Raw genomic sequence first — 26521 nt, 5'->3', positions numbered from 1 at the left:
CCAGGGATTTTTACCAGCGATGGTTTCAGTCTGTAGATGGTTTCGGCTACACTATGCCCTTCATGACCGCAGGGGATTGCGATGGCGAATATCTCGATCAACAAGTTAGATGAGCAATTATTTGAAGTCGCCATCCAGACTCCCTCACCCACCACCCACCGCGTGACCGTAGCCACCGATTATGCAGACAGGTTGACCCAGGGGCGCTTCAGCACTGAAGAACTGGTCAGCCGTTCTTTTGATTTTCTGCTGGCGCGTGAACCCAATACCAGCATTTTGCGCAGTTTCGACCTTGCGGTGATCTCGCGCTATTTCCCTGAATATGAACGTGTGATCAGCAGCTAGGCTTTAGCCTGGCCTGCTTGTTGCGCCAGCAGTTTCAGCACCAGTCCGGCTGCGGCCATGCCGCTGGGCGCGGTGACGGTCACCGTGGAACCATAGCCCGCGCAATTGAGGCCAGTAATGGCATTATCCGTCTCGCAACTCACGGTTTCTGGTTGCTGCACAGGCTCATCGGAATAGATACAGGGTATGCCAAATTTGGCGGGTTTTTTGGCAGAAGCACTGCTTGATTACCCGCCTTGGGGAAACCATGATCACGGCGCAATTGGTTGCGCACCTTGGCTAACAGCCTGTCACCCTGCACTTCAGACAAATCCCCCACCCGCAAGCGCGTGGGGTCAAAGCGCCCCCCTGCACCGCCTGCCATCACCAGTGGTAATTTGTGACGGCGACACCAGGCCGCCAGTGCGGTCTTGGCGCGTGCATCATCAATGGCATCCAGCACCGCGTCATAGCCCCGGTTTAACATGGCATCCAGGTTATCTGGCGTGATGAAATCTTCAATTTCGTGCACCTGGGCCAGTGGGTTGATCTGCTTGACGCGTTGCGCCATGGCGCTGACCTTGGCCATGCCAAACGCACCCTCCACCGCATGTAGCTGGCGATTGACGTTGGATTCGGCAATATTATCCAGATCTATCAGCGTCAACTGGCCTACGGCATTACGCGCCAGGGCTTCCACCGCCCAAGAGCCTACACCACCGACGCCTATCACGCAGACATGCGCCTGACGGAAACGCTGTAGTGCTGCATCGCCATAGAGGCGGCGCACGCCACCAAAGCGACGCTCAAAATCGAGTTCAGTATCATGACTCATGGCTGCTCACATCCCACTGCGCGGATTTCACGCTGATATTGTTCCAGCCCATGAATCGCGCAATGATTTTGTTCCACGGCATGGCCCAGCCTGGCCAGCTGATCCAGATATTTGCTCATGGTGTCGCAATACAAGGCATCGGCATCCACATCCGCCTGCACGCGGTTTTCCAGCGCCTGTAATTCAGCCTGCAAGCCTTTGCAGGTGTCATCTTGGAAAGGGTTACGCGCAGTTTTGGCCTGCGGTTGGCAAATCGCAGCGGCCAACTGCTTGGCAGTGGCAGACTTGGCTAATGGCGCCATAGGCTGCGGCTTGTCAAACAGGGATTCGCTCTTGCCGTCATGTACGCGCTGCGCTTGTAGCAGACTAAAGGTGTTGGCGCGGCAATCCAGGCTGATGGTGCTCAGGGTCTGCTCGTTTTTGTTGAAGGGCTTAACGCGCGCATGCACCGTCCACAGACCAGATTCACCACCGCGCAGTGAGTTCTGGTCAAACGAGACTTCCCCGGTGTTGCTGTTACCTACCAGTTGCCATTGCGGTTGGTATGACTGGGATTTGCTGGGCAGTGATTTGCTGAGTTGGGATTGACTGGGCTGTAATGGGCTATCCTGGCCTTGCCCCAGCCCGCTGCAATACTGCTGCTGTAATTGATCTGGCAACGAGGCTGCGTGATGGGTTCGCTGGCACGTGGTGCATCAAACTTGAAGCTTTGCTTGCCTGCCGCGTCCAGATGGTAACCATGTTGATAGCTGAACCTATGCTGCTGGCACTCTATCAGCATGCTGGTAAGCCAGCGTCCGCCATTGGCTTCATCCACGCGGGTCATGACGCTGACTTGTTGCAATTCTGGGTTACGCGTAACGCTGGAAGGGTCAACATAATGCTTGCCCACGCTGCTCTGCCCGGCCTCTACCCATTGCTCGGCATGCGCTGCGTTTATCATGAGCCAAAGACAGGCACTTAACAGGCTAGCGCTAAAACCGCGGGCAGATAAAAACACGCTCAAGCCTTTTCCAGTACCACAAAGGCCGCAGCCAGAGCTTTTTCGTCACTGATGGATAGGTGCAGACTGCCTATGCCTTTTTGCTGCAAAAGCGCTTGCAGCGCGGGGGCAAGCTGAAACTCAGGCTTGCCCAGCGCATCGTGACCTATGCCTATATTGTCAAAACTGGCCGCACCACGTATGCCAGTGCCCAAGGCCTTGGCAAAGGCTTCCTTGGCAGCAAAGCGTTTGGCAAGAAAACGGGCTTTGACACGGCTGGCGGCGTAATCCTGCCACTCAAGCTCGTTGAGTATGCGTTGCGCAAAAGCATCACCAAAGCGGCTGAGAGAATCCTCTATGCGCGCCACCTCGACGATATCGGTACCTATGCCATAAATCATGCCTGGCCCATTATGGAGTTCATTATTTGCCACAACGCCTAACTCATCGCTCAGCTGGCGGCCTGTGTCATCAGCGCCTTCATTTCACGCACCGCGTTATCCCAGCCCACAAACAAGGCATGCGCCACAATGGCATGTCCAATATTGAGTTCTTCTATACCGGGAATGCTGGCAATCTCATGTACGTTATGGATATTGAGCCCATGACCCGCATTGACCACCAAGCCCAATGCCAGACCATGATCAATTGCCCGCTGCACGCGCTGCAACTCGACCAGCTTATCTTCTTCACCCACCGCATCTGCATAAGCGCCAGTGTGGATTTCGACCACCTGCGCACCCGCCGCCTTGGATGCCTCTACCTGCGCGACATCAGGGCCTATGAACAGTGACACTCGAATACCCGCATTGCTCAGCGTCTTGCAGGCAGCCTTGATAGTACCCAGATTACCGACCACATCCAGCCCACCCTCGGTGGTACGCTCTTCACGTCGCTCTGGCACCAGGCAGACATCCTGCGGCTTGACCTTGAGCGCAATGCCCACCATCTCATCGGTGACCGCCATCTCCAGATTCATTTTGGTTTGCAGCAATGGGCGCAAGGCAAAAACGTCTGCATCCTGAATATGCCGTCTGTCTTCACGCAAATGGATGGTGATACTGTCAGCCCCGGCTTCTTCTGCGCGCAAAGCGGCCTGTACTACGCTGGGATACTGGGTGCCACGTGCCTGACGCAGGGTGGCCACATGGTCGATATTGACGCCTAGTCTGATCATAATGCCTGTAAGTCCATTAAAAGTTGTCGCGTATGCAGGGGCTTGTCGCCCAGATAATGCGCCAGCAAAAGCCGCATCAGTTGTTTGCTTTGTTGTTGCGTCTGCGGGTTGCTGTAATCATCGCTGAGCATATCCAGCAAAGTAGCGCCGGATAATTGTACGCCATTTGTCTGCGCCGCCGACCTGCCAGCCACCGCGCCCTGCTCGGGCAGATAGTAGTAAGACTGATCGGGAGCAATCTCCTGCCCGGCGACATCCTGCTCCAAGGGCAAGGCATAGCCCAGCTCTTGCAGCAGCTTGAGCTCAAAGCGGCGCAAAGTGCTGGCCAAAGGCGCTGCCTGATGCGCAAGATTACGCAAGGTCTGGCTGTAATAAGTAAACAAAGCCTCGTGACCATCCTCGCGCGGCAGCAAGCGCAGCAGCAATTCATTGAGGTAAAAGCCACACATCAAAGCCTCACCCTGCAACAGCAGCAGCCCCTCTCCCCACTCCATACCATGCAGATTCTTCAGCTCAGACTTGCCCGACCAGGTGGCCTGCAAAGGCTGAAACGCCTGCAACATCCCCCGCATCGCCGACCGCGGCCGCCGCGCACCCTTGGCCAACACCGCCATCCGCCCAAAATCGCGGCTGAACAACTCCGCCACCAAGCTGGTTTCCTTGAAGGGATAGGTATGCAGCACGTAAACCGGCTGATGATCCTGACGATTGAGGGTGGTCGCCATTACTTAAAAGAGTATTAAGAGTCGGTAAGAAGTTGGGTTAATTCAAAATGAGGTATGCGCAGTGAAAATTTTTGGCGGTTTTTTCTAAGTACGCCAAGCCAACCAGCCGCTTGATGCCAGGGGCAAAGACAAGGCGGAGGCCCGCAGACAGTACACCTAGTACGGCAAGGGCTGACAACGCCGTATTTGCCCCTGGCATCAAGCGGCCCCTCAGTAGCCTAGGCTTTTGAGGGCACGCTCATCGTCGGCCCAGCCGCCCTTGACCTTGACCCAGGTCTCCAACCAAACCTTGCTATCAAACAGCTTTTCCATATCCTGCCGCGCTTCGGTAGAAATACGCTTGAGCTTCTCGCCACCCTTGCCTATCAACATGGGCTTCTGGCTTTCCTTGTCGACAATAATCGCAGCATGAATGCGGCGCAGATTGCCTTCTTGCTCAAACTTCTCAATTTCCACGGCTACAGAGTAAGGAATTTCATCGCCCAGCAAGCGGAAGATTTTCTCGCGCAGCAGTTCAGCGGCGAGGAAACGTTCATTACGGTCTGTCAGTTCATCTTCGCCGTAAATCGCCGCTTGCTCAGGCAGGTGCTCGCGTACGGTTTCAAGCAGCTGATCCAGATTAAGGCTGCGCTTGGCGCTGACCGGGATAATGCCTGTGAAGGGGAATTCCTGACTCATGGTCTCAATCAGCGGCAAGAGCTTGCCCTTGTCTTCCATGAGGTCAGCCTTGTTGATCACCATGAATACTGGCTGGTTGCGTGGCAACAGGGTCACCACTTTGCGATCAGCATCGGTGAGGTTTTGTGGCTCCACCACAAACAGCACCACATCAATATCGCTGAGAACCTGGGTCACAGTGCGGTTCAGGCTGCGGTTCAGCGCATTGACATGCTTTTGCTGAAAACCCGGGGTATCAACAAAGAGAAACTGGGTGTCGGCGGTGGTGTGTATGCCCAGCAGACGATGGCGCGTGGTTTGTGCCTTGCGCGAGGTAATGCTGAGCTTGAGGCCGAGGATATGGTTGAGCAAGGTGGATTTGCCGACATTGGGTCGGCCCACAATGGCCACGGTACCGCAGCGGAAATTTCTGGTTGTATTCATGGTTTACCTTTTGTGAGCAATAGCTCGTATGCAGACTGGGCGGCCAGTTGTTCAGCCGCGCGGCGGCTGGCGCCACGGCCTTCAGTCGTGATCTGGAATTTGGCGATATGGCAGCTGACCAGAAAAGTCTGGCAATGTGCCTCGCCTTCGGTCGCCAGCACGGTGTATTCGGGCAGGTCCAGCTTGCGCCCCTGCAGCCATTCCTGCAATAGCGACTTGGCATCCTTGCCTATGGCTTTGGGGTCTATATTTTCCAACAAGGGCAGGAACAGGCGCTGCACCAGGGCATCGGCAGCCGGGTAGCCACCATCGAGGAATACCGCACCAAGTATGGCCTCAACCGCATCAGCGAGTACCGAAGGACGACGCCAGCCACCGCTTTTAAGCTCGCCCTCACCCAGGCGCAAGGACTCCCCCAGGTTGAGACTGATTGCAATCTCGCTCAGGGTTTGTTCCTTGACCAATTGCGCGCGCAAGCGGCTGAGGTCACCTTCGGGCAGCTTGGGAAAGCGCTGGTATAACTGATGCGCCACCAGGAAATTCAGCACGCCATCGCCGAGAAATTCCAGGCGCTCATTATTTTGGCTGGAGTGGCTACGGTGGGTCAGTGCCCGCCTTAATAATTCCGGATCACTGAATTCATGCCCCAGCTGACGCGCGAGTTTGGCCGGGATCATGCCACCACCCAGCCTTTGGGCTGCTTGCTGCCATGCGCGTGCACAGCGGGTTTAACGTGCATTGTCGGTTGAAGCCTCGAAATCCAGCAATACACTGACATTGGCCACCAGGGGCACGACCACTTGGTAATCCACGGAGACCACGGTCTTGCCGCTTTCATCACGCAGGAAGCTCAAATCCTTGCCATCAATACTGGTGATGTTGTCTATGGTGGTGGTTTTGTTGAAGGCTTCCAATATCTGGCTTTTGCTCATGTTTTTGAATTCAGGATCATGAGCCAGTCTGGTAAGCGCTTTTTTGACCGTGAAATATTCAATATAGGAGGGCACCAGCTTCATGGCCAGCACGGCAAAGAAGCTGCCGATGACAATCACAACCACCAGGCTGAGAAAGGTCATGCCTTGCTGTAGCTTTTTGCCTGGCTGTTGCATCATGCTTGAATTCATCATCATGTCTGCCCTCAATTAGTTGATCTTGCTGCCAATTCTGCCGAAATCGTCAAAATTCCACCAGATAAAGAAAGCACGGCCCACCAGGTTATCTTCAGGTACAAAACCCCAAACACGGCTGTCCTTGCTGTTATCACGGTTATCACCCATGGCAAAGTAATGCCCAGGCGGCACTTCGACTTCACCATCGAACGCCATGCCGTTTTCTTCAATCAGGATATCGTGCTTTTTCTCGCCCAGTTGTTCCTGGTAACGCTTGGTCACTATCATGTTAAGACCAGTGCCTACGTATTTGTAATCATCGGCAAAGGTAGTCTCAATAGGTTTGCCATTGATGGTGAGGCGCTTGTCGCGGTAGGCAATGCGGTCACCCGGCACACCGACCACGCGCTTGATGTAATCAATGGAAGGGTCAGGTGGGTAATGGAATACAAACACATCGCCACGTTGTGGATGGCCAACCTCAAAGAAAGTCTTGTTGAGGATGGGCACACGCAGGCCATAGCTGAACTTGTTAACCAGAATGAAATCGCCAGCCAGCAAGGTTGGCATCATGGAGCCGGATGGAATCTTGAATGGCTCCACGATAAAGGAGCGAATCAGGAACACCGCCAGAATCACCGGGAAGAAGCTCTTGGAGTACTCGACAATCACAGGGTCAGCAGCATCGGCTGCGCGTTTCTTGCGCCAGAACAGGTTATCCAGCAACCAGATCACCCCGGTAATGACCAATACACCCAGCATGAACAATGCAAACATCATTTGTCTTCAACCCTCAAAATGGCCAGGAATGCTTCCTGTGGAATCTCTACGTTACCAACCTGCTTCATGCGCTTTTTGCCTTCTTTTTGCTTTTCCAGCAGTTTCTTCTTACGCGTAATATCGCCACCGTAGCACTTGGCCAATACGTTTTTGCGCATGGCTTTGACGGTTTCACGCGCAATGATGTTGGCACCGATAGAGGCTTGCACAGCAATATCAAACATCTGGCGCGGAATCAGTTCACGCATCTTGGAGACCAGTTCACGGCCACGATATACGCTGGTTGCGCGGTGCACAATTAGCGACAACGCATCAACACGTTCGCCGTTGACCATAATGTCGAGCTTGACCAAATCCGCTGCACGGAACTCGAGGAATTCGTAGTCCATGGAGCATAGCCACGCGATACCGACTTGAGGCGGTCGAAGAAATCCAGCACCACTTCATTGAGCGGCATTTCATAGCTGAGCATGACCTGGCGGCCCATATACTGCATATTGCGCTGCACGCCACGCTTGCCATTACACAAGGTCATGACCGGGCCTACATAGTCCTGTGGCATTAGCAGATTGATATTGATGATGGGCTCACGTATCTCGGCCACTCTTGAAGGCTCAGGCAAACGTGAAGGGTTCTCGATCTGCACCACCTCGCCAGACTTCATCATCAGTTCATAGACCACCGTAGGAGCGGTGGTAATGAGGTCCATATCGTATTCGCGCTCTAGGCGCTCCTGCACAATTTCCATGTGCAGCAGACCTAAGAAGCCGCAGCGGAAACCAAAGCCCAGCGCGGTGGAGTTTTCTGGCTCGAATTGCAGTGAGGCATCGTTGAGGCGCAGTTTTTCCAGCGCTTCACGCAAGGCTTCAAACTGATTGGATTCCACCGGGTACAAACCAGCAAACACCTGTGGTTGTACTTCCTTGAAACCTGGCAAGGCTTCTTCGGCCTGCTGGATTCAAGAGTGACGGTATCACCGACCTTGGCGCTGGTCAGTTCCTTGATACCGGCAATGATAAAACCTACTTCACCTGCGGACAGCGAAGCGCGCTGACGCGACTTGGGCGTAAACACACCCACCTGCTCACACAGATGCACGGCCTTGGTGGCCATCATGCGGATTTTGTCTTTGGGCTTAAGTACGCCATCCACCACGCGCACCAGCATGATGACGCTACGTAATTATCAAACCAGGAATCGATGATCAAGGCCTTGAGCGGCTTGGTCGGGTCGCCCACAGGAGGGGGAATCCTGGCGATCATATTCTCAAGAACGTCTTGCACGCCTACGCCAGTCTTGGCAGAACAGCGCACAGCCTCGGAAGCATCAACCCCGATCACGTCTTCGATTTCCTGCATCACCCGCTCTGGATCAGCAGCAGGCAAGTCTATCTTGTTCAGTACGGGTACAACTTCCACGCCCTGATCAATTGCGGTGTAGCAGTTGGCCACACTTTGCGCCTCTACGCCCTGGGAGGCATCCACACTAGCAGTGCGCCTTCACAGGCAGCCAGCGAGCGGCTGACTTCATAGGAGAAGTCGACGTGGCCAGGGGTGTCAATCAGGTTGAGGTTGTAGATTTCACCGTTGAGCGCCTTGTACTCCAGGGCTGCGGTTTGTGCTTTGATGGTAATACCGCGCTCACGCTCGATGTCCATGGAGTCCAGCACCTGGGCTTCCATTTCACGGTCGGACAAGCCGCCACAGAGCTGAATGATACGGTCTGCAAGGGTTGATTTACCGTGGTCGATGTGGGCGATGATGGAGAAGTTGCGGATGTTTTTCATGTTTTATCGAGTTAAGCCAAGCAAAGAAGGGCGCCGAAGCGCCCTTTTACAACACACTAATTAGTAGCGGATTTTACAACAAACCCCGCTGCTTAGCATGATTTACTTAGCCATTACTTGGCGATCTTGACGGGTACATACAAGGTATTTTCACCACGCTGCACCAGCAAGGCGACGGTTTTACCCGCTGGAATTGCATTCACCTGCTTGCCAAATTGTTCCAGGCTTTGCACCTCGGTATTGTTAAAGCCCAATACCAGATCACCTCTGCGTATACCTGCTTGCGCGGCTGCACCCTGAGCGTCGACCACCAGCAAGGCATTACGGCCATTGAGGCTGCGGCGCTGCTGCGGGGTGAGTTCACGCAGGGTCAGGCCCAGTCGATTGGACTCAGGCTTGGCGTTGGATTGGGGTGCGGCCGCGACTTCATCCTTGTCTACTGGCATTTCACCCAGGGTAATGGTCAACACCTTGCTCGCGCCCTTGCGCAGCACATCCACAGGTACTTGTTTGCCAGGCTTGGTAGCACCGACAATACGTGGCAGGTCAGAGGAAGTGGTGACAGGCTTGCTGTCGAACTTGATCACCACATCACCAGGCTCCAGGCCGCCCTTCTCTGCCGGGCTTCCCTTCTCTACCCCAGCGACCAGCGCACCATTGGTGTTTTTCATCCCAAAGGATTCGGCCAGGTCTTTGGTGATTTCCTGTATGCCTATGCCCAGCCAGCCACGCGAAACATGACCTGCGCTCTTGAGTTGGTTGGAAACATCAATCGCCACATCGATAGGAATCGAGAAGGACAAGCCCATATAACCACCAGTGCGGCTATAGATTTGCGAGTTGATACCGACCACCTCACCCTTGAGGTTGAACAGCGGGCCACCAGAGTTACCGGGATTAATGGCCACATCGGTCTGAATAAACGGCACAAAGTTTTCTTGTGGCAATGCCCTGCCCTTGGCGCTGACTACACCTGCGGTCAAGGTGCTTTCCAGGCCAAATGGTGAACCTATCGCCACTACCCACTCGCCTACCTTGAGCTGCTCTGGGTTACCTATGGTGACCTTGGGCAGGCCAGTGGCTTCAATCTTGAGCAAGGCCACATCGGTCTTGCGGTCTGCGCCTATGATCTTGGCCTTGAATTCGCGCTTGTCATTGAGCTTGACGATCACTTCATCTGCCTCGCGCACCACATGGGCATTGGTGAGGATATAGCCGTCACTGCTGAGAATAAAACCTGAACCCAGAGATTGGGACTTGTATTCCGGTTGCTGGGGAGCACCTTGTCCGCCTGGGCCACGTGGGTTACCAGGAATGCCTGGAATACCGAAGCGACGGAAAAATTCATTCAGCGCTTCTTCATCAGGCATGCCCTGGAAAGGCGAGCCACCCTGGTTGGACTGCGCCACCTGGGTTACGCTGATATTAACGACTGAGCTTCCCTGCTTTTCTGCCAGCTCAGTGAAATCCGGCAATTCCTTGGCAAATACCGGGGTTGCAGTTGACAGGCCCAGAGCTAAACAAATTGCAGACACAGCAATGAGTTTGTTAAACATTGATTCACCTCGTTCATACGTCACACATATGCACCACAGGGTCGAGATTAGGTTTCGTGATTCAGACCCAGGGCGCAGCCATAGAGTTACATTTCAGGATTTACATTCACTACTCAAATTGCACTACATACAGCATTGCAAACACCAGACAACATGCACAGACAACGTTAATACAGGGGATTTAATCAGCCAGGCCGAATGACAGGCTTCATGGAGGATTACTTGCTGAAACTCACCGCACTGCCAATTTGCGTGACGGTAGCGGCAGGCACTTCACCGACCACCAGGATTTGATAACCCTTGCTCACATTGGCATAGAAATTGGTTGCTCCCTTCGCCGTCTGGCCGATCTTAGGACGAGCGCCCTTGACCAAAGGTTCAATAAACAAGGAAACAGAAGCCAAGCCATCGGTAAAGATCACCTGCGTCACAGGGGCCTCTTTGCCTGGCACCAGTCGGGTGACCTGCTCCACCTTGCGATAACCTGCAGGCAGATTGCCCACACTCCAGCCAGTGCTAGGCTCGGCAGGCTGGGCATGGCCTTCTTCCAGAATGTAGTTCTTGCTGTGATCCACATTGGGGTGGAACCAGTCCATATCCTGGCTTTCCAGCATATCAACCTGACTGAAGGTCATCTGCTCCAGCATTTGGTTTTGCTCGTTGAGCATCAGGGATTTGAGCAGCAGGCCATATTCTCTATCTGCCCAGAATTTGTAGGCATAGCGCAGACGATCACGGGGATCAAGGTATACCACACGGCCATCACGGCCTGCCACGCGCTCCATTGCGCCAATTCTGGCTTTATAGCTGGCTTTGATTGCCTGGATATTGGCTGGCAGCACTGCGGGGAACAGGTTATGCGCCCGCCGCTTTTCCATAATGACTTTTTCGTTCTTGGGGCTGAAGATCACTACATCGCTGCCCTGGCTCAGCATTTCGCGCGGCGTGCCATCCAGCACCACCATGCGCGCATACTCGCCCTGACCGTAATTCATGTGAGTGATTTGCACCGACTTGACGTTCTCGCCGGACTGATAGACGAAGACCCCTTTGTAGCTTAAGTCATGGGCAGCTTCTGCTGCTTTCTGCAATACCAGCCAGGGGTCTTCGGGTTCCGCATGCACAACAGCCATCGGGGTTGCCAGCAGGCACGCCAGCAAGAAACGCTTCATCTACCGGCTACTCCGAATAATTGGCAGGCTGAATATAGTAGGCAGAATTGCTAGAGGCCTGGGATTGGTGTGCCAAGAGATAATCCGCAGGAATGCTTTGCGCAATTTCCATAGGGGAAGCTGCATCATCCACATTGCTTTGCACTTGTTGCTGCAACACGACCCAACCGACAAATGCCACAGCGGAAACAGAAGCCGCCACAGACCAAAGCTTGCTGCTACGCAACAAGGATTGCTTACGCTTGACTGCGGGCACCAGCAGTACAGGCTCATCATCCAGACTTGCCATCAAACGCTCAGTGAAATCCGCCTTAAAGACCGGGTTGCCACGCATGGCATCGCCGATAAGATGGTAATCAGCCCATGCCTGGGTGGATTCTCCACCAGACTTCAAAGTCGTATACAGATACTCTGCATCCTCAAGCGCCAGATCATCATCAATCAGCGCTGAAATTTGACTCTTCATTACCATCTCCTGTTTTCGGGCGTGTCCAGCAATGGACGCAACTTTTGAGCAATTGTTTCGCGCGCACGGAAAATACGTGAGCGTACAGTACCAATCGGGCAATCCATCATGGTGGCGATTTCCTCATAACTGAGGCCCTCGATCTCACGCAGAGTGATGGCAGTCCTTAATTCTTCGGGCAAACCTGCCACGGTATCGTTCACCGTGCGGGCGATTTCCTTGCCCATCAATTCGGTTTCGGGCGTATCCATGGTGCGCAGCTCATTACCATCCTCGAAGTTTTCTGCATCTTCGATTTCGATATCACCCGTAGCTTGTGGCCTACGACCCATGGCCACCAGATAATTCTTGGCGGTGTTAATGCCTATGCGGTAAAGCCAGGTGTAGAACGCACTATCACCACGAAAACTTGGAAGGGCACGATAAGCCTTGATAAAAGACTCTTGCACCACGTCCTCGACTTCAGCGGGATCACGGATCAGGCGCGACAGCAAACGTCCCAGCTTGCGCTGGTACTTGTCTACCAATAGACCGAATGCACGCTTGTCACCGCCTTGTGCCCGCTCTACCAGTTGCTGATCTATCTCCCGGTTACCCGCTGGTGGGGTACCTGCCATAGAGGCCATGCTCCCTGTCTGTGTTTTCTTGACTGACGGAGTATAACCGCGCACGCCGGTATCAACGAAGCCCAGGCGAGAAAATTCTTCAAAATTATTTGTCTTTATCATGACCTTCCCTTTAGTTTTTCATGACTAGCTTAGTGAGAGAGACAGCGCTACACTCGCGAAAGTTCATCCAACCATGGGTTCTTATGCAGCAATATGATGTCTTGATTATCGGTAGCGGCCTGGCCGGACTCACACTGGCGCTCAAGGTCGGTCAAGACAGGAAAGTCTGCCTGATCAGCAAACGCGGTATTAACGATGGCTCCAGCAACTGGGCGCAAGGTGGCATTGCTGCAGTATTAACCGATGATGATTCTACCGAAGCGCATATTCAGGACACCTTGATTGCCGGGGCTGGCCTCTGCGATGCCGCCGTCACGCGCCTGGTGGCCGAGCATGGTCGCGAAACCGTGGAGTGGCTGATTGCCGAAGGCGTGCCCTTCACGCGTGAAGAAGATAACAGCGGTTTTCATTTAACGCGTGAAGGTGGGCATAGCCACAGGCGCATCATTCATGCTGCGGATGCCACTGGGCATGCCGTGCAAAAAACTCTGGCTGAGAAAGTACAGCAACATCCCAACATCACGGTGCTGGAAGAACATATTGCCGTAGACCTGATCACCGCAGGCAAGGTCAATATGGAAGGCAGTGCCTGCCTGGGAGCTTATGTGCTCAACAACCTCACAGGCAAGGTTTCAACCATAGCCGCACAGCAAACGGTGCTGGCCACGGGCGGTGCTGGCAAGGTCTATCTCTATACCACCAACCTGACGTTTCCTCGGGTGACGGTGTGGCCATGGCCTGGCGTGCTGGCTGCCGCATTGCCAATATGGAGTTCATCCAGTTTCACCCCACCTGCTTGTACCATCCCGAGGCTAAGTCTTTCCTCATCACCGAGGCGGTGCGCGGTGAAGGTGGCCTGCTCAAGCTGCCTGATGGCAGACGCTTTATGACCTGGCATGACGAGCGTGCCGAATTGGCACCCCGAGATATTGTCGCCCGCGCGATAGATTTCGAGATGAAAAAGCGCGGCCTGGATTGCGTCTACCTCGACATTTCCCACCAACCTGCAGATTTCATACTCTCGCACTTCCCCACCATCTACAGGCGCTGCTTTGAGCTGGGCATAGATATCACGCGTGAGCCTATACCGTAGTGCCAGCAGCGCACTATAGCTGCGGCGGCATTATGACCGATCATATAGGGCGCACAGATATTCCGCGCCTGTATGCCATAGGAGAAACCGCCTGCACTGGCTTGCATGGCGCCAACCGTCTGGCCAGCAACTCCTTGCTGGAGTGTCTGGTATTTGGCCAAGCTGTGGCTGAAGACATTCTCAGCCAGCCGCAAATGCCAGAGGTCAACCTGCCTATTGGGATGAAAGCCGGGTCACGGATGCCGATGAAGAAATCATCATCACCCATAACTGGAGTGAACTGCGCCGCACCATGTGGAATTACGTAGGCATAGTGCGCACCAATAAGCGTTTGACGCGCGCCCTGCACCGCATCCATCTGCTACGTGACGAAGTGCACGAGTTTTACAGCAACTTCCGCGTCAGCAATAACTTGATAGAACTGCGCAACCTGCTACAGGTGGCCGAACTGATTGTGCTCAGCGCCATGGCGCGCCAGGAAAGCCGCGGCCTGCACTACAGCAAGGATTACCCCTTCCTCGCCGATGAAGCCGTACCTACAGTGCTGGAACCTTCCAATTACTACAGCCTGCTAGACAGTCATCATGGTCAGCATGACGACAAACATCATCACGCACATTCCCATAGCGAATAGAAACCTGAGTTCTTAAACCTGGGCTTATAAACCTAAGCGTATACACGCTTTTATAAGCCCGCGTTGCACGCGGCCACACATCCAATTAGAATGCGAATAATTCTTATTATTTGCACACTTTATTTGCACATTACCATGTCTGGCCCGTCGTCGTCTCACACGCTTAGTTCGCTTTACCAGCATCATTTCGATTGGCTGCATGGCTGGCTGCGCCGCAGATTAGGTGCCTCGCAAGATGCGGCAGACCTGGCGCAAGACACGTTTATGCGCTTATTCCATAAAGAGCGCGAACTGGCACTGCTGCGCGAACCCAAGGCTTATCTCGCTACCGTAGCGCATGGAGTACTAGTCAATCACTGGCGCAGACAGGCGCTGGAACAAGCTTATCTTGACGCCCTGGCTGCCATGCCCTGCCCCATTACGCCCTCTCTGGAAGACCAGCGCCTGGTTTTAGAGGCTTTGGAGCAAATTGCCAGCATGCTGGATGGCCTGCCCAGCCGCACGCGCGAGATATTTTTGCTATCACAACTGGATGGCATGACCTATCCACAAATTGCCGCCCAGCTTGGCATCAGCGTTAATGTGGTGCAAAAAGCCATGACGCGCGCCATGTCGCAATGTTATGCCACGCTGTATGCATGATGAGCCAAGGCCAGCATGAATCAGCCTAGTCATTTACATCCCGATAATCTCCATCCCGATATCATCGCCACCGCCATACACTGGTTTGTGCGCAGTGCCTCGGGCACCATGGACCCGCAAGAAGAGCTGGCGCGCAACGATTGGCTGGCAGCTCATCCCGATCATGAGCTGGCCTGGCAGCGTATGCATGGGATTGCAGGGAAAATTCAGCAACCTGCACGCATGCAATCCCTGCCCGTGTTGCACGCCACCTTGAAAACCAGCGCCCAGCAACAGCGCCGCCGCGTGCTGAAAGGCCTGGTCTGGGCAGGCACGGTGTTGACCTCGGGCTGGTTACTCAAGGATGAGCCAGCGCTACGCAGGCTGACTGCTGACCACAGCACCGCCATAGGTGAACAGCGACAACTCACGCTGGCTGAGGGCACGGCGCTGACACTGGACAGCAATACCCTGGTTAATATTGATTACTCCAAGCATATGCGCCGCGTTACCCTGCTGCACGGTAGGGTTATGATCAATACCGCCGCCGATGCCGCAGGCAGACCTTTTGTGCTTGTTACCCGCGATGGTGAACTACGCCCGGTGGGCACGCGTTTTAGCGTCAGCCGTGATGCCCATGGCAAGCATACGCATCTGGCCGTTAGCGCAGGCGCGGTGGAGATTTACCTTGCTGGCAGTCAGACCCCTGCCCGCACCGTGCTGGCTGGGCAAGAAACCGATTTTTACCCTACGCATGCATTGGCCCCACAGCTGCTGTCTGCCAGTACCACCGCCTGGGCAGACGGTATGCTCAGCGCCGAGCGCATGCCGCTGGCAGAGTTTATTCAGGAGTTGGCGCGTTATCACCAGGGCTGGCTGCACTGCAATGACGCGGCAGGCCAGCTGCTGGTGACGGGTACTTACCCGCTGACAGGGGCGGACGCCAGCTTGCGCATATTGCAGGCCTTGCAAGCTACGCTGCCTATCTCGCTGCAGTTCCGCACCCGTTATTGGGTGGGCATCAGCCTGGCCTAGGCCTAGGGTTTTCTGCGGCATTCAAACTTTCTTAAGATTATTTTTGTATTTTCCGGCAGTTTTTTTCTTCTCGTCTGGCTTAGCTGATAGTAGCAATCTGCACATGGGCAAAACAGCAAACCCCACCATCTGCCCGCAGCTTGTCCCTATCTCATCAGATCAAGGAACGCCATGAAAGACGCTTTACCTGCCGGGTTGCAATGTCGCCGCCCTATCGCCCTCGCTCTGTTATGCCTGTCACTAGGCATCAGCCATAGCGCCAGCATTTCCACTGCTTTGGCAGCCGAGGAGGCATCCGCACAACATCACACCTTCAATATCGCCCCCGGGGCACTGGATCAGGCCTTGCGCCAGTTTGGCATGCAAGCGGGCATTATGATTTCCGTCAATGCGGAACTGACCCAGCAACTCTCAAGCCCAGGCCTCAACGGTAAGTTTTCGCTGACCCAGGCGTTTGCCAGACTGCTGGAAGGCACTGGCCTTTCTGCTATCAACAAGGATGGCACCTACAGCCTGCAAAAAACTCCGCAGCAAAAGCTGGATCGCTCATCCGGCCATGCCTTGCCTGAGGTAAACGTCATCAGCAAACGCGAGCAAGCCTGGGGTCCTACCGATGGCTATATTGCCCGCAAGAGTGCCAGCGCCAGCAAGATAGATGCTGACCTTAAGGAAACCCCGCAGATAGTCTCGGTGATAGGCAGTGATCAAATCCGTGATCAGGCCATTTCAAGTGTCACCGAGGCGGTGCGCTATTCTGCAGGTGTGCGCGCCTGGGATTACGCCACGACTGATGATGATATTGCAGTGCGCGGCTTTTATTTGACCGGAACCGGGCTTTATCGCGATGGCATGCGACTGATTCATAACGGCTTTATGTCCAATATTGAGCCTTACGGCATGGAGCGGCTGGAAGTCGTGCATGGCCCAGCCTCGGTGCTGTATGGTCAGGCCGCGCCTGGCGGTTTGCTCAATGCGGTCACCAAGCGCCCGCGCGCCAATATGCGCAATGAGGTCGGCATTGAGTTGGGTAGTTTTGGTCGTAAGCAGGCCAAGCTGGATGTGGGTGGACAGCTGGATCAGGATGGCCATGTGCTTGCGCGCCTGACGGTGTTGCAGCGTGAATCGGGCACGCAATGGAAGTATCAGGATAACGACAGGCTGTATATCGCGCCCTCGCTGACCTTCCAGAATGACAGCACACGCCTGACGCTGTTGGCGCAATATCAGCAAGATGATCTGGGCTTTGTCACGCCATATTATCGCCACACCCCACTGGGCCGCTCCAAGGACAACCTCAACGTCAACGGCCCGCACTCTGGGCACGATAAGGAAAGCGCGTCTCTAGGCTATCTGTTTGAGCATGAGTTCAATCAGACTTTCACCGTGCGCCATAACCTGCGTTATATGGATGGCAGCAATGACAGACGCGAAATGCGTAATCGCGGCATGGCGGCCAATGGTGTAGATATGAACCGCCTTGCCATGTTCAGGCCAGACTCGGAAAGAACCTGGGTGATTGATAATCAGCTTGAGGCCAGGTTTATCACAGGCAGCGTCTCGCACAAGGCCATTGCTGGCCTGGATTACTACCGGTCAAGCTTGCATTTACCCATTTACTCGGTTAATACCGTGTTGCCCATCAATGTGGTCAATCCGCGTTATGACGTACCAGATTGGCAGAACAATTTTCTCTCTGACGACACGCGTGCGGAAAACCGCCAGTTTGGCTATTACCTGCAGGATCAGATCAATTTTGGTCAACGCTGGGTGCTCAGCCTGGGCGCACGCTATGACGATGCGGATACCGATACCCGCTATAACGCACGCGCTAGCGCCGCCCAAGCCTTTACCACCAGCCGCCTCAAGCGCAATGACTATGCCCTTACTGGTCGCGCTGGCTTGATCTATCTGGCAGAGAATGGTTGGGCGCCTTACATCAGCTATAACACCTCGTTCCAGCCACCGATTTCCACAACTTTCACTACGGATGCTTATGGTCAGCCATTTGAGCCTGAGAAAGGCAAACAATACGAGATCGGTGTGCGCTATATGCCCGATGGTGCGCCTTACAGCTTTACCGCCGCAGTCTATGAGTTGACCAAGACCAATGTACGCACGCCATCACTACAGACCATAGGCCGCGATGTGCAAACTGGTGAAGTGCGCTCACGCGGGCTGGAGCTTGAAGGTGCAGCACGTCTGGGTGAGCACTACTCCCTACTTGGCAGTTACACTTATCTGGACAGCGAGATTCTCAAAAGCAATCAGCCATGGGAAGTTGGCAGCGCTTTTGCAGCAGCGCCTAAACATGTGGCTTCCTTGTGGGGAAAATATCAGCAAGGTGCTCTATCGCTAGGCCTGGGCGTACGCCATGTGGGCACGGCGCTGGGGGCTTTACCCTTGCAGGGTGTAGACACGCCTGAGAACGACAGGTACACCTTGCTGGATGCCATGGCAGCTTACGACTTTTCACAACACTGGCGCTTGTCAGTCAATGCCAGCAACCTGACCGACCGTGAATATTTGACGCAATGCAACAATATCCGCGGTAGCGAGTTCTGCATTCTGGGTTATGGGCGTGATGTGCGCGCTGCGCTAACTTACTCTTGGTAAGTCATTGAGCAACCTGGCTTAAATTGGCCTGGTGTTCTGAATAAAACACAACCGGCTCAAGCCGGTTTTGTTTTATTCATCCTGCTTGGGCTCCATATACACCAGTTCCCAGATATGGCCGTCCAGGTCTTCAAAACCATGGCTATACATAAAGCCATAATCCTTGGCTGGGTTAGGTATCTTGCCACCTGCGGCTTGGGCCTTGGCGACAAGGTCATCTACTTCCTGGCGGCTGGCCAGTGCTAGGCAGACCAGCACTTCTGTGCTGTGACGCGCATCAACAATGGGTTTAGCGGTAAAGGTCTGGAAAAATTCATTCACCAGCAGCATGACAAAGATGTTTTCGCCCACCATCATGCAGGTGGCATTATCGTCCGTGAACTGAGGGTCAAAGCTGAAACCCAGCTTGGTGAAAAAATCGACTGCGGGACTTAACTGCTTGACTGGTAGATTGACAAAGATTTGCTGCGCCATGCCATGCTCCTTTGCTAAGGTTGCTTTTGAGGGTGATGCAAATACCTTGATGCTAACAGTTTAAGTACTGATGTTATGTGCGCGATCAGTTTTAAGTACTGATCTTATGTGCGCGATCAGTTTGTGTACTGATCTTAGTGTGCGTGATCAGTTTAAGTACTGATCTTATGTCTGCGATCAGTTTAAGTACTGATCTTATGTCTGCGATCAGTTTGAGTACTGATCTTATGTGCGCGATCAGTTTTAAGTACTGATCTTATGTGCGTGATCGCGCTTCAATCCGGGCAAGATAAGCCTCGGCATCCAGCCCTCCACCCTGGCGCTGCGCTCCCAGATGGTTTCCGCCAGACACTCCATCAATTCATGCTGGGCGTTATAGGCATCGTCATGCCGGGCCGACAGGCGTTGATAAGCGGCATTGATACCGGGCGGCTGATCTATCGCCACTTGCTCCAGGATTGATAGGTGCAAGCTCATGTGCAAAAAAGGATTGGTCTCGCCCATTTCCGGGAAATAAGCCTGATCCAGATATTTTTCAGGGGCATTAAGCACCTGATGATATTCCGGATGCATTTGCATCACCTCAACCGCCATAGACTCCAGCGCAGTCAACGCCTGCTGCGCTTGAAACTTGGCCCAGGCGTCAAAGAAAAACTGACGCACCTGGTCACGGCTGGGGTTGAACAATGCCATTAACTTTCCCTGACTTGCATGGCTTGCGGTGCAAAACCATGGTTGAGCGGCCCGACTCCTGCTCCAGTTCGGACCTGCGCCCCGGCATAAAGTGCCGAGCGCACATAAATACGTGCTGCTTGCACTGCATCTGGCAGGCTGAAACCCAGGGCCAGATATGCAGCAATTGCCGAAGACAGCGTGCAGCCAGTGCCATGCAGGTTATGGGTGGAAATGCGTAGCGAATGCAGCTTGTGACTTTCGGCCACAGCGCCTGTGGCATTGGCTTGCACCAGGATATCCAGCACATCATGGCCGGGCAGATGTCCGCCTTTGAGCAGCACGGCTTTAGCACCCTGATTGAGCAGCTCGCTGGCGGCTTGTTCCAGCTCATCGCCCATGGTCAGGCTGCGATTGAGCAGTAGCATGGCTTCATCCAGATTGGGTGTCACCACCAGCGCACGGGGGAATAATTCTTGCACCAGCACCGCCACCGCTTCATCCGAGATCAATTTTGCGCCGTTGGCAGAGACCATGACCGGGTCTAACACCACTTGGGTTAAACCATGCGCATCCAAAGCCTCGGCCACTGTCATCACCACTTCCGGCGAATGCAGCATGCCTATCTTGACGGCATCTACCCCTATGTCTTCTACCACGGCATCTATCTGGTCGCGCAACATCGCGGGGGGCACGCTGTGGATAGCGCGCACGCCCTGGGTATTTTGCGCGGTGAGGGCCGTAATCGCGGTCATGCCATAACAACCCAGCGCCGAGAAGGTTTTGAGGTCAGCCTGAATACCCGCACCGCCACTGCTGTCCGAGCCGGCAATCGATAATACCCTGGGATATCTGGAAGCTTTGAGCGTCATGCTGAGTCCTTACTGGTAAATAAACCCAGCACCACAGAATGTTGCAGCAACTCGTTTTTGCCCGCTACCGGAGCAATTTCGCCGTTACCGTAAAACCCGATCAGTGGCATGCCTGGGTAATATTGCTTGATCAATTCTATATCTCTATCTATGCCATCGTAAAAATGAGGTCCGCGCCCCATACAGGAGAACAACAGGCCAAAAGCAGGCCGGGCAGGCAAGATAGTGCTGACGGTCTCGATTTGCGTGGCCAGGTTTTGCTGCGCAGCCTCGGTGTCGCGTATGCCCCAGGACAACCATTGCCCAGGCTTGATTGCCTTGGCCACCGTCACCGCATCGTGCTGGCAACTGATCAAAGTCGCTAGCTGGCATTCCCCCAATAGCAGATCAGCCTCTTCGTCCGCCACCATCACCATGAGCTGATGGGTAGGTAAACCCGCTGCCAAGTCTACGCCATGGCTTTCGAGCGCAGCGTAGAGGCTGGAGGCTGCAGATTGGCGGCCAATTTCCAATAGGTCTAGATCATGCGCGCTGTGTAATTGTTGCGGTTGACTCAAGCGCTTGAAACCATGGGCAGACAATATCATGCCACTCGCCCCGTGCATGGAAAGCTCACAAAAACCCGTCAACGCGCCCTTGCCGTTTTCCCACACAGAAAACGGCCCTTGCCCCATGGCATCTCCGGAAACCCCGCCAAACCTCAAGCCTGGCATGCTCATCCAGGCAGGGTTAAAGGCGTTAGGCGCGGTCAAGGTCAATAGCAGCCCAGATTCGCCAGGCAAGGGTTTGGCCAGTGCTGTGCCATCCCCCAGCACCAGGGCTACAGCGGCAGGAGTATCCAGTGCCCAGTCCTGATCGGTAAATATTCCGGGGGCAGAACAGCCGCAGATCTGCGTGGTGCTGGCCGCCGCAGCCGCTGCGCGCAAGGCGGCTTGAGGATCATGGGCAAAATGTTCGGTGAGAAATAGCAGCACACTGCTGGCAAGCTCCAGCCCGGCCGATTCCAGCGCCATATTGACCGCTGCACTGACTAATTCCGGGCTGGCCTTGCGACCACGTTTAAAGCCTGCGCCTGCTTTCAAGCCTGTGCTCCCGCATGCGTCAGGGGAATGGTCTTGGCCTTGTATTCACATAAATCCACAATCACGCATTCACCACACTTGGGCTTGCGCGCCACGCAGATGTAACGGCCATGCAGTATCAGCAGATGATGCGCATCTTGCAGATATTGCTTGGGCACGGCCTTCATCAGTTTCAGTTCTACATCGAGCGGGGTTTTACCTGGCGCAATACCGATGCGGTTGCCCAGGCGGAAAATATGGGTATCTACCGCAATGGTGGGCTGACCAAAGGCAGTGTTGAGAATCACATTGGCGGTTTTTCTGCCAACGCCGGGCAGGCTTTCCAGTGCCACACGGTTATCCGGCACTACGCTGGCGTATTGCTCTACCAGCATCTTGCAGGTCGCCATCACATTCTTGGCCTTGCTGCGGTACAAGCCTATGGTTTTGATATAGCTTTCCAGGCCTTCTATGCCCAAGTCGAGAATTGCTTGCGGGGTATTGGCCACCGGGAATAATTTCGCAGTGGCAATATTGACGCCTTTATCCGTGGCCTGCGCCGACAAAATCACCGCAATCAGCAACTCAAAGGTGCTGCTGTGCACCAGCTCGGTGGTGGGGTCAGGAATGGCGACGCTCAGTCTGCGGAATATTTCCTGGCGTTTTTCCGCATTCATGTTGTGTGCACCTTGGCCAGAACTTGGAATAGGCATTGCGGAGCAATATTTAACTGCTGCAATGGTGACAGGTCGTAAAGATGGCGAGAGAAAGATGGCTTCATGGTCTAGCCGGGAATTATACCTGCTATGACCAAAAAACCAGTAACCGTGCTGAGCGTTTAGGCGATGGCTTGGCGCCTGTCCAGCAGACCTTCATAGACATAGTGACGTATCATCAGCTGCGCCGTCGTATCGACCTCCAGAAACTCCAGCCCTACCAGATAGCCAGAACCTGCATCTGCATTGTCATCAATGATATTGCGGATTTTGGCGTTGACCGCAATATTGGAAGGCGCTTCATCTCCAGGCAAAGGCAGATCAAAGCATAGAGAGAATTGATCATCCACCTCACCCACATCCTGATCCACACGCAACTGGCAGCCAGTGGCACTTAGATTGGCCAGGCGCACTGCCAGATCCTGGCTGGCCTGACGCTTGAGCTTGGCCGCCATATCCACGCGTATACGCAGCTCTCGGCGTATCTTCTTTACCTGTAGCTTGCGCGGATAACTCACGCACAGGCAATTCAGGGGATGATAAAAAGTTTGGATAACGCTGACATCGAAATTGCAAATCATGGTGCCGGAGAACACGCGTAAAGTGACTTTTTCACCGTCATAACACGTCATCACCGTGCCCTGCACCCTTGGCAGGCGTAACAGCAGATACTCGTTGCTTTCCACGCCTATCAAGCTGGAAATATGCTGAACCGGAGTGCGGCCTCTATGCGTGAATAGCTGTAACTTCGCACCAGGCTGCAGATTGAGGCTGGCAAACTCAACCGCTTGCTCCTCTGACGTTTCGTTCTGATTCTTTTCCACATCCTCTTCTGCCATCGTCACCCCTTACACAAACTTGATTGACGCCACCCTGATTGTCGGCACTTTTATTGACACCACCTTCATTGCCGCTGAATTTATGGTGATTTTATAAAGCAAGAGTCAAGTCCATGGCGACTATCAGCATGGTTAGGAATCTTACCAATAAAATGTTTCAGCTTTGTATCTCTTGAAAATAATTAATAGTTTCCTACAAATTCATTTCCAGATTAACCTTTTTTAAAAAAAGGTCTTTAACTCAGCCATGCGCAAGCGTAATATACCCATAAATTGAAAGTGGTTTATTGCCACACGGTTTTATTGCGTAAAAATGGAGGAAATCATCATGCTTAAAGTCCTGTTTGGTTCTTGGGTTGGCATCGCTTCGCTTGGCACCATATTGCTGACCATTGCCGTTGTTAGTTATTGGGTAGGCTTTTGCATCAATAACGCACGCAAGGAGCGCGCCAGCCTTGAGCATGGGCACGATTAATCAAGGCATAGATTTACCGTGCAGACTTAAATTTACAGTGCAAACTCAGATGTGCAGCTTTAGCAAGCACACCAACCCGGCACACATTGCTACGCCCGCTCAAATCAAGACTTGACCTGATTCAATACCCCTATTTTTATTAGGTGATAAATTCTGATTTGAGGTATCCTTGCTGTGCCCTAATTTTTAACGCTAGATGAGAGCCAAATGAAAGAAACCTCTTCCAGCCTGCCCTGGCTAAACCTCCCCAATTTGCCCACTTCTATCAAGGCCCTGTTTATCGGCTATTTACTGGTAATCGGTGTTGGCTTGTGTATGGCAGGCTTGCAGATCATGCTGACCCACGGCATGGCGGACGGTAAGTTAGGCCTATCTAAAGATGACATCGTCTACAGTTATTACGGTGACCGCAGCGGCAGCAAGCTGGAAAGCAAATTGAACGGCTCCATGAAAGACAACGCCCCGCCCGAGATTCGTCTAGAAATCATCAAGTGGGCGCGCGAAGGTGCGCCAGAAGCGCAATGGGAAAACCGCTTCAAGGGCGTGTTTGCGCAATACTGCGTCATGTGTCACAGCAATATTCCCGGCATTCCCAACTTCACCAAGTTCGATGAAGTCAAGAAAGTTGCCGCCATCAATGAAGGTGCCAGCGTACAAAGCCTGACGCGTGTTTCACACATTCACTTGTTCGGCATCTGCTTTATCTTCTTCCTGATGGCATTTATCTTTAGCTTTGCCGTCAATGTGCCCAAGGTATTAAAGATACTGGCCATCATCTTCCCCTTCGCCTTCCTGATTCTGGATGTGCTGTCCTGGTGGCTGACGAAATGGAATCCTGGCTTTGCCTGGCTCACCATCATAGGCGGTATTGGTTATAGCCTCGCATCCACCTTTATGTGGTTTACCAGCATGTACCAAATGCTGATCATGTCGCGCTCGGGCAAGACCTATGGCAATGCCTGGGAAGCAGACCTGAATCGTTAGGATGAACTAGCCAAGTATGATGTAGACAAACTTAACGGAGGCATAGGCCTCCGTTTTTTTTGCTCGTAGTCTTAAGATTGCATCAATGTCATGGGCATAGGCTTTGCTTGACCTAATTACCCCCCGTAATGGAGAACAGACCATGGACACCTCATCTATACACGCTGTCATGCTCGATTTGGATGGCGTACTGCATATAGGCAATGCCGCGATTCCCGGTGCAATTGAAACGGTGGATTTATTACGTGTACGCGGCATCAGCTGCCGCTTTGTCACTAACACCAGCACGCTGTCGCGAGATTCCTTGCAGAAAAAAATACTCTCCATGGGTTTCTACGTCACCCCAGAGGAAATCATCAGCGCCCCTGAGGCCACATTGAAATATCTTGAGCGCCTGGGAGACCCGGTGTGCCATTTCCTGCTGGCCGATGATGTCAAAAAAGACTTCTCACACTTCCGTCAATCGAAGACTAATGCCGAATATATCGTGGTGGGCGATATAGGCGAGCGCTGGAATTACGCCGTGATGAACGAGGTGTTTAGCAACCTCAAGCGTGGCGCAAAACTGATCACTATGCATAAAAACCGTTTCTGGCAGACCGAGCAGGGTTTGCAGTTGGATATAGGCAGTTTTATTGCAGGCCTGGAGTATGCCGCGGGTGTGGAGGCCATGATCATGGGCAAGCCTTCTGTAGACTTTTTCAAGATTGCGCTCGCAGATCTGGGCTTGCCAGCAAGCGAGGTATTGATGGTGGGAGACGATATAGATTCAGACATAGGCGGCGCACAAAAAGCGGGCATACGCGGCATACTGGTACGCACAGGTAAATATCGCGAAGACTATTTCCAGGCCTCGGATATCCGCCCGGCTGAGGTGCTGGACTCCGTGAATGACTTGCCAGGCTTGCTGGGTTTGGTGAATTATTGAGGGCCTTGCCTTATACCTAGCTCGCCACCATTTTGAATCTCGTTTATCTGCCCGGTTTTAATTCCAGCCCTGCCAGCGAAAAATCCAGCCTGCTACGTAAGCACTTTCCCCATGTAATAGTGCCTGAGTACAACACCTGGGATCCGCAGGTCTCCTATGCCCAACTCAGCGCCTTGATAGCGCCTCTACAAGCTCAAGGCCTGGTATTGGCAGGCTCATCGCTAGGTGGTTTCTGGGCTTACCAGTTTGCCAGCTGCCATCACTTACCCTGTTTGTTAATCAACCCTTGCATGCAGCCTGAACGTAGCCTGCAGCAATATCTAGGCAAGGTTGAAAATTACTATAGTGGCGAGCAAGGGATGCTAACGCGGGAACATCTGGCGCAATATGCGCAGTACCGCATGCCAGGACGCCCGCGCCGCATCACCGTGCTGCATGAGCAAGGCGATGAGCTGATTCCCTATCAGGAAAGTGTGCAGAATTTCGTCGGTAAAGCCAGGTTGATATTGCCTGGCGGTGGTCATCATCGTTTCGCCCGTACCGACCTCATCATAGAGAGCCTGCAACAGCTTTTGGGCTAAGGCATCAGCGCTGAAATTCCAGAGGGATTGAGCTTGATCTGCATGCCTGGCTTTGGCTTGCCGCCGATATGGCGCAAAAAACATGGAAAGCCCCCATATTGACAATGATTTACGCGGCAACAAGGCATAAAATCGTATTATTCCGGCGGTACTTTCAGTTAAAATGGTCAGGTTTAATCTTT

25 protein-coding genes and 4 pseudogenes are annotated in these 26521 nt (G+C 53.5%); 9 read left to right on the top strand and 20 right to left on the bottom strand.

Translation table 11 applies throughout. The features are described 5' to 3' along the window. Positions 1-81: 81 nt before the first annotated feature. Entirely contained in the window at positions 82-345 is a 264-nt protein-coding gene (locus JCM2850_RS00710) for a hypothetical protein (protein WP_025869390.1), read from the top strand. On the opposite strand, the pseudogene JCM2850_RS16150 reads toward JCM2850_RS00710, so the two are convergent. The 14 genes and pseudogenes from JCM2850_RS16150 to rpoE form a co-directional block, all read right to left on the bottom strand. Then, a pseudogene (locus tag JCM2850_RS16150) lies at positions 342-1159 on the bottom strand (tRNA threonylcarbamoyladenosine dehydratase). The gene JCM2850_RS00710 and the pseudogene JCM2850_RS16150 sit on opposite strands and share 4 nt — an antisense overlap. Beyond that, positions 1156-1818, bottom strand: coding sequence for a hypothetical protein (locus JCM2850_RS00700; RefSeq protein WP_148301152.1), 663 nt, complete (start codon positions 1816-1818; stop codon positions 1156-1158). Before JCM2850_RS00700 ends, JCM2850_RS16150 begins: the two are co-directional and overlap by 4 nt. Before the next feature lie 343 nt (positions 1819-2161). Beyond that, positions 2162-2542 (bottom strand): holo-ACP synthase, encoded by a 381-nt coding sequence (acpS, locus tag JCM2850_RS00690; RefSeq protein ID WP_025869387.1) that lies wholly within the window; start codon positions 2540-2542, stop codon positions 2162-2164. Between the two features lie 50 nt (positions 2543-2592). Continuing rightward, complete coding sequence (locus JCM2850_RS00685; RefSeq protein WP_025869386.1) at positions 2593-3318, bottom strand: pyridoxine 5'-phosphate synthase; 726 nt, start codon at positions 3316-3318, stop codon at positions 2593-2595. Further along, entirely contained in the window at positions 3315-4043 is a 729-nt protein-coding gene (gene recO, locus JCM2850_RS00680) for a DNA repair protein RecO (protein WP_025869385.1), read from the bottom strand. Before recO ends, JCM2850_RS00685 begins: the two co-directional genes overlap by 4 nt. A 210-nt stretch (positions 4044-4253) precedes the next feature. Beyond that, positions 4254-5144 (bottom strand): GTPase Era, encoded by an 891-nt coding sequence (era, locus tag JCM2850_RS00670; RefSeq protein WP_025869384.1) that lies wholly within the window; start codon positions 5142-5144, stop codon positions 4254-4256. Next, positions 5141-5821, bottom strand: coding sequence for a ribonuclease III (gene rnc, locus JCM2850_RS00665; RefSeq protein ID WP_025869383.1), 681 nt, complete (start codon positions 5819-5821; stop codon positions 5141-5143). The genes era and rnc overlap by 4 nt, the downstream gene beginning before the upstream one ends. A gap of 51 nt (positions 5822-5872) precedes the next feature. Continuing rightward, positions 5873-6256, bottom strand: coding sequence for a DUF4845 domain-containing protein (locus JCM2850_RS00660; RefSeq protein WP_234406006.1), 384 nt, complete (start codon positions 6254-6256; stop codon positions 5873-5875). Between the two features lie 30 nt (positions 6257-6286). Further along, complete coding sequence (gene lepB, locus JCM2850_RS00655; protein WP_025869381.1) at positions 6287-7033, bottom strand: signal peptidase I; 747 nt, start codon at positions 7031-7033, stop codon at positions 6287-6289. Continuing rightward, a pseudogene (lepA, locus tag JCM2850_RS16145) lies at positions 7030-8819 on the bottom strand (translation elongation factor 4). The gene lepB and the pseudogene lepA overlap by 4 nt, the downstream one beginning before the upstream one ends. Positions 8820-8932: 113 nt before the next feature. Then, positions 8933-10375, bottom strand: coding sequence for a DegQ family serine endoprotease (locus tag JCM2850_RS00630; protein WP_025869376.1), 1443 nt, complete (start codon positions 10373-10375; stop codon positions 8933-8935). Positions 10376-10593: 218 nt separating this feature from the next. Continuing rightward, a complete protein-coding gene (locus tag JCM2850_RS00625) occupies positions 10594-11547 on the bottom strand; it encodes a MucB/RseB C-terminal domain-containing protein (protein ID WP_025869375.1) in 954 nt (317 codons plus the stop codon). A 7-nt stretch (positions 11548-11554) separates the two neighbouring features. Beyond that, positions 11555-12013: a sigma-E factor negative regulatory protein gene (locus JCM2850_RS00620; RefSeq protein ID WP_025869374.1), complete on the bottom strand. Its 459-nt coding sequence runs from the start codon at positions 12011-12013 to the stop codon at positions 11555-11557. Continuing rightward, positions 12013-12630 (bottom strand): RNA polymerase sigma factor RpoE, encoded by a 618-nt coding sequence (gene rpoE / locus JCM2850_RS00615; RefSeq protein WP_036265421.1) that lies wholly within the window; start codon positions 12628-12630, stop codon positions 12013-12015. Before rpoE ends, JCM2850_RS00620 begins: the two co-directional genes overlap by 1 nt. A 194-nt stretch (positions 12631-12824) precedes the next feature. Between rpoE and nadB the strand changes: the two are divergent. The 4 genes and pseudogenes from nadB (at position 12825) to JCM2850_RS00595 (ending at position 18737) form a co-directional block, all read left to right on the top strand. After that, positions 12825-14468 (top strand): annotated as a pseudogene (nadB, locus tag JCM2850_RS16140) (L-aspartate oxidase). A gap of 135 nt (positions 14469-14603) precedes the next feature. Next, positions 14604-15110 (top strand): sigma-70 family RNA polymerase sigma factor, encoded by a 507-nt coding sequence (locus tag JCM2850_RS00605; RefSeq protein WP_025869372.1) that lies wholly within the window; start codon positions 14604-14606, stop codon positions 15108-15110. Positions 15111-15125: 15 nt separating this feature from the next. Beyond that, positions 15126-16124, top strand: coding sequence for a FecR domain-containing protein (locus tag JCM2850_RS00600; RefSeq protein ID WP_025869371.1), 999 nt, complete (start codon positions 15126-15128; stop codon positions 16122-16124). Between the two features lie 171 nt (positions 16125-16295). Further along, positions 16296-18737 (top strand): TonB-dependent siderophore receptor, encoded by a 2442-nt coding sequence (locus JCM2850_RS00595; protein ID WP_025869370.1) that lies wholly within the window; start codon positions 16296-16298, stop codon positions 18735-18737. Between the two features lie 72 nt (positions 18738-18809). On the opposite strand, the gene JCM2850_RS00590 is transcribed toward JCM2850_RS00595, so the two are convergent. The 6 genes and pseudogenes from JCM2850_RS00590 to JCM2850_RS00565 all read right to left on the bottom strand — a co-directional run bounded on the left by JCM2850_RS00590 (position 18810) and on the right by JCM2850_RS00565 (position 23371). After that, a complete protein-coding gene (locus JCM2850_RS00590; protein ID WP_025869369.1) occupies positions 18810-19211 on the bottom strand; it encodes a VOC family protein in 402 nt (133 codons plus the stop codon). Between the two features lie 256 nt (positions 19212-19467). Continuing rightward, positions 19468-19904, bottom strand: a pseudogene (locus tag JCM2850_RS16135) (DUF1841 family protein). Further along, positions 19904-20755 (bottom strand): bifunctional hydroxymethylpyrimidine kinase/phosphomethylpyrimidine kinase, encoded by an 852-nt coding sequence (thiD, locus tag JCM2850_RS00580; protein WP_025869368.1) that lies wholly within the window; start codon positions 20753-20755, stop codon positions 19904-19906. The pseudogene JCM2850_RS16135 and the gene thiD overlap by 1 nt, the downstream one beginning before the upstream one ends. Then, on the bottom strand, positions 20752-21837 hold the full coding sequence (locus JCM2850_RS00575) for an FIST C-terminal domain-containing protein (RefSeq protein ID WP_025869367.1): 1086 nt from the start codon (positions 21835-21837) through the stop codon (positions 20752-20754). Before JCM2850_RS00575 ends, thiD begins: the two co-directional genes overlap by 4 nt. Then, a complete protein-coding gene (nth, locus tag JCM2850_RS00570) occupies positions 21834-22493 on the bottom strand; it encodes an endonuclease III (RefSeq protein WP_025869366.1) in 660 nt (219 codons plus the stop codon). Before nth ends, JCM2850_RS00575 begins: the two co-directional genes overlap by 4 nt. 161 nt (positions 22494-22654) lie before the next feature. Beyond that, positions 22655-23371: a flagellar brake protein gene (locus tag JCM2850_RS00565; protein WP_025869365.1), complete on the bottom strand. Its 717-nt coding sequence runs from the start codon at positions 23369-23371 to the stop codon at positions 22655-22657. 313 nt (positions 23372-23684) lie between these two features. On the opposite strand from JCM2850_RS00565, the gene JCM2850_RS20775 reads away from it, so the two are divergent. The 4 genes from JCM2850_RS20775 to JCM2850_RS00545 all read left to right on the top strand — a co-directional run bounded on the left by JCM2850_RS20775 (position 23685) and on the right by JCM2850_RS00545 (position 26339). Then, entirely contained in the window at positions 23685-23846 is a 162-nt protein-coding gene (locus JCM2850_RS20775) for a DUF3149 domain-containing protein (RefSeq protein ID WP_234406005.1), read from the top strand. Between the two features lie 207 nt (positions 23847-24053). After that, positions 24054-24830, top strand: coding sequence for an Aq_1264-related membrane protein (locus JCM2850_RS00555; protein WP_025869364.1), 777 nt, complete (start codon positions 24054-24056; stop codon positions 24828-24830). A 142-nt stretch (positions 24831-24972) separates the two neighbouring features. Further along, positions 24973-25758, top strand: coding sequence for a TIGR01458 family HAD-type hydrolase (locus tag JCM2850_RS00550; protein WP_025869363.1), 786 nt, complete (start codon positions 24973-24975; stop codon positions 25756-25758). Positions 25759-25790: 32 nt separating this feature from the next. Beyond that, positions 25791-26339 carry a YqiA/YcfP family alpha/beta fold hydrolase gene (locus JCM2850_RS00545; RefSeq protein WP_025869362.1) on the top strand — a complete coding sequence of 183 codons (549 nt, stop codon included), beginning with the start codon at positions 25791-25793 and terminating at the stop codon, positions 26337-26339. The last annotated feature ends 182 nt before the right edge of the window (positions 26340-26521 follow it).

The organism is Methylobacillus glycogenes JCM 2850 (assembly GCF_000617925.1).
GTDB classification, from domain to species: domain Bacteria; phylum Pseudomonadota; class Gammaproteobacteria; order Burkholderiales; family Methylophilaceae; genus Methylobacillus; species Methylobacillus glycogenes.
This window is presented reverse-complemented; position numbering and strand designations above follow the sequence as displayed.